Below are 3,408 nucleotides of genomic sequence, written 5' to 3'. Positions count from 1 at the left end.
CGCCCCGCTCCACGAGGTAATCCGCCAGATCCGTGGCCAGCATGCCCTCGTCCAGCGCGGCTTTCATGCGGTCCGGGTTGATCTGGATCGTCTCGATCAGCCCGACCAGCGGCGGCAGCAGCGCCATGATCGTGTCGTAGGCGTCGAACAGTGGTTCCTTATCCTCTTGTAGATCCTTGTTATAGGCGGTCGGCAGGCTCTTGAGCGTCGCCAGGAAGCCGGTCAGGTTGCCGAGCGTCCGCCCCGCTTTGCCGCGCGCCAGCTCCAACGGATCGGGGTTGCGCTTCTGCGGCATCAGACTGCTGCCCGTGCTGTAACGCTCGTCCAGGCGCACGAAGCCCAGCGCGGGATTGGCGTAGACGATCAGGTCTTCCGCCAGACGGCTGAGGTGCACGCCCAGCAGCGTCAGTGCGAACAGAAATTCCGCGACGTGATCGCGGTCCGCGACCCCATCGAGGCTGTTGGCCGTCGCGCGGCGGAAGCCGAGCCGTTCCGCGAGGCGCTGGCGGTTGATGGCGTAGGGTGTTCCGGCCAGCGCGCCCGATCCCAGCGGGCACTTGTCGCGCCAGCGATCTGCCTGCTCCACCAGCCGCTCGATGTCACGCGTGAGCGGCCAGAAGTGATTTAGCCACCAGTGCGCGGCGGTGATGGGCTGCGCGGGCTGGAAGTGCGTGTAACCGGGCATCACCGCGTTGCGCCCCTGCTGCGCCTGCCCCAGCAGCGCCGTCGCCAGCGGCAGGATTGCAGCCCGCACGTCCTTCTGCGCCCGGATCAGCCACAGCAGCACGTCCGTCGCTACCTGATCGTTGCGGCTGCGGCCCGTGTGCAGCTTGCCCGCCACGTCCCCGACCAGCGCACCCAGGCGGCGCTCGACGGCGGTGTGGATGTCCTCGTCGCCGGGAGCCGCTTCGAACGTCCCGCCCGCGAATTCCGCGCGGACCCGTTCCAGGCCGTCGGCCAGCGCCGCATACTCGTCTTCAGTGATCACGCCCGCTCCGGCGAGCGCGTGCGCCCACGCGATGCTGCCGGTGATGTCCACGTCGTACAGCCGCCAGTCGAAGCGCAGGCTGTCGTTCAGGCGGCGAACCGCGTCATCGGTCGGCTGGGAAAAGGCTCCGCCCCAAAGGGTCATCGGTCGTGCTCCTTATTGTTGAACGCAAAAACTGTCAGGCTGCGCTTGCAGGATAAAAACTAACAGACGCGGGACACTTCTTCAACGATCAAAATACACGGATCAATAGGGTGTGTACAGGGAGGGGCATTGCCCTTCGGTTCGCCCTTGCGGATTCAAACCGACCGATTTGCTGATATAAGCCCCGACCAGTTGGTCGCAATCACTGGTTGAGTTGAGATAGGGGCCTGCACCATATTCCAGCTCAAAGCCAACCCAGAGATCCCACAACCTTATGCGAACGTCCACCGGGCCAATGCCGCTCTTTTGCGCTTCGTCCTGAACGATGCGGCAGATGTTTTTGGCTTCCTCGGCCAGCATGTCAACCGTCTCTTGACTGACCGCATCAGGCAGCGTGTTCATGTCCGCCGGGACGCTCCAATCAACCATGATATAGAGACGCGGGTTTCCGCGAGGCACTTCCAGCAGCGGACCGTCCGTCCCCTCAAGAATCCAGTAGGTTTGAACGATGTCGAAGGTATACCACCCAAGTGTCTCGCCGTATGGCATGATGTATCCGGCGCCTTCTATCGCAGCGCAAATTTGGGGCGTCTGATCCTGGTGCACGACGCGTGACTCGGTGCGCGCGGAAAGATTTTCCATACCGGTGAAACCGGCAGGGACGCAGCCGGTGAACGCCAGCACGATAACGATAAGGAACCCCATTTTTAAGAATAAGTGTCTGCTGTTCATAGCCGTGGATAGATTTATATTCCCCCTCTCCAATCCGGTTGGAGAGGGGGACAGAGGGTGAGGTTGGCCGTGCTTAGTCGCGCTTGAAGCGGGTGTAGTCGGGCTGGCGGTAGCGGCTCTTGCCCGTGCCATCGATGCTCAGCAGCGCGTCCACCTTCATCGGCAGGCCGAGCATGTGGATGAAGCCTTCCGCGTCGGTCTGGTCGTAGATGTCCATGTGCCCGAAGGACGCGTAGTCCTCGCGGTAGAGGCTGTACGGGCTGCGGCGACCGGCCAGGATGATGTTGCCCTTGTACAGCTTCAGGCGCACGTCGCCCGTGACGGTCTGCTGCGTCTCCTGCATAAAGGCGTCGAGCGCTTCACGCAGGCGGGTGTACCACTGGCCGTTGTAAACCAACTCGGCGTACTTGACCGCGACGAAGTCCTTGTAGTGCATGACGGCTTTGTCCAGGCACAGCGATTCGAGCGCCTGGTGCGCGGCGCGCACGATCGTGCCGCCGGGGGTCTCGTAAACGCCGTGGCTCTTCATGCCGACCAGACGGTTTTCGACCATATCCACGCGGCCAATGCCGTGCTTCGCGCCGTACTTGTTCAGCCGCTCGAACAGCGTCACCGGGTCGAGCGCCTCGCCGTTGAGCGCCACCGGAATACCCTTCTCGAAGCTGAGGGTGATCTCTTCCGTCTCGTCCGGCGCGGACTGCGGGCTGTTGCTGAGCTGGTACATGTCTTCCGGCGGCTCGTTCCACGGATCTTCCAGCGGACCACCCTCGTGGCTGATGTGGAAGATGTTGCGGTCGCGGCTGTAGATGCTCTTGAGCGTCGAGGTGATCGGGATGTTGAATTCCTGCGCGTAGGCGATGGCGTCCTCGCGGCTGCGGATGTCCCACTCGCGCCAGGGCGCAATCACCCTCAGCTTGGGGTTGAGCGCCATCGCGGTCAGCTCGAAGCGGACCTGATCGTTGCCCTTGCCGGTGCAGCCGTGCGCGATCGCGTCCGCGCCTTCGGCTTCCGCGATCTCCACGAGGTGCTTGGCGATCAGCGGGCGGGCGAAGGACGTGCCGAGCAGGTACACGCGCTCGTAGACGGCCCCGGCCTGCAGCGTGGGGAACACGAAATCGCGCAGGAATTCTTCGCGCAGGTCGCGGACGTACAGCTTGCTCGCGCCGGTCTTGATCGCCTTCTCTTCCAGGCCGTCCAGTTCGTCTTCCTGGCCGAGGTCGGCGGTGAAGCAAATGACTTCGCAGTTATAAACATTCCGCAGCCATGTGACGATGACAGAGGTGTCCAGGCCGCCACTATAGGCCAGGACTACTTTTTTAACGGGGCCTTGCTCCATCGCGTTCAATCCTTCCTCAACTTCTGGTGTTGATACAACAAAGGGGCAAGCCGCCCCAACGTGATACGAGAGATGGTTAAAAGTGGATGATAACGCCAACGATAGGCGGGTTCTTTGGTGGATTTAGCTAAAACGGCTCCTGCGCAATTGAGAGTTAGCTGACCCGATGTACAAGTTTAATCGGACAGAAGGTCAGCGAACTGGAGCG

General features: G+C 62.1%; 3 protein-coding genes. All 3 read right to left on the bottom strand.

Annotation, left to right across the window (positions count from 1 at the left end; translation table 11 throughout):
- Positions 1-1,132: argininosuccinate lyase (gene argH, locus V7116_RS25615; RefSeq protein WP_324394844.1), on the bottom strand; the 1,132-nt coding region annotated here is incomplete at its 3' end.
- A 102-nt stretch (positions 1,133-1,234) separates the two neighbouring features.
- The gene (locus tag V7116_RS25610; RefSeq protein WP_324394843.1) at positions 1,235-1,864 is read right to left on the bottom strand and encodes a hypothetical protein; all 630 of its coding nucleotides are present in this window, start codon (positions 1,862-1,864) and stop codon (positions 1,235-1,237) included.
- 73 nt (positions 1,865-1,937) lie between these two features.
- On the bottom strand, positions 1,938-3,200 hold the full coding sequence (locus V7116_RS25605; protein ID WP_324394842.1) for an argininosuccinate synthase: 1,263 nt from the start codon (positions 3,198-3,200) through the stop codon (positions 1,938-1,940).
- Positions 3,201-3,408: the final 208 nt, after the last annotated feature.

This window comes from Aggregatilinea sp. (assembly GCF_036822615.1).
In the GTDB taxonomy this organism is placed as follows: domain Bacteria; phylum Chloroflexota; class Anaerolineae; order Aggregatilineales; family Aggregatilineaceae; genus Aggregatilinea.
This window is presented reverse-complemented; position numbering and strand designations above follow the sequence as displayed.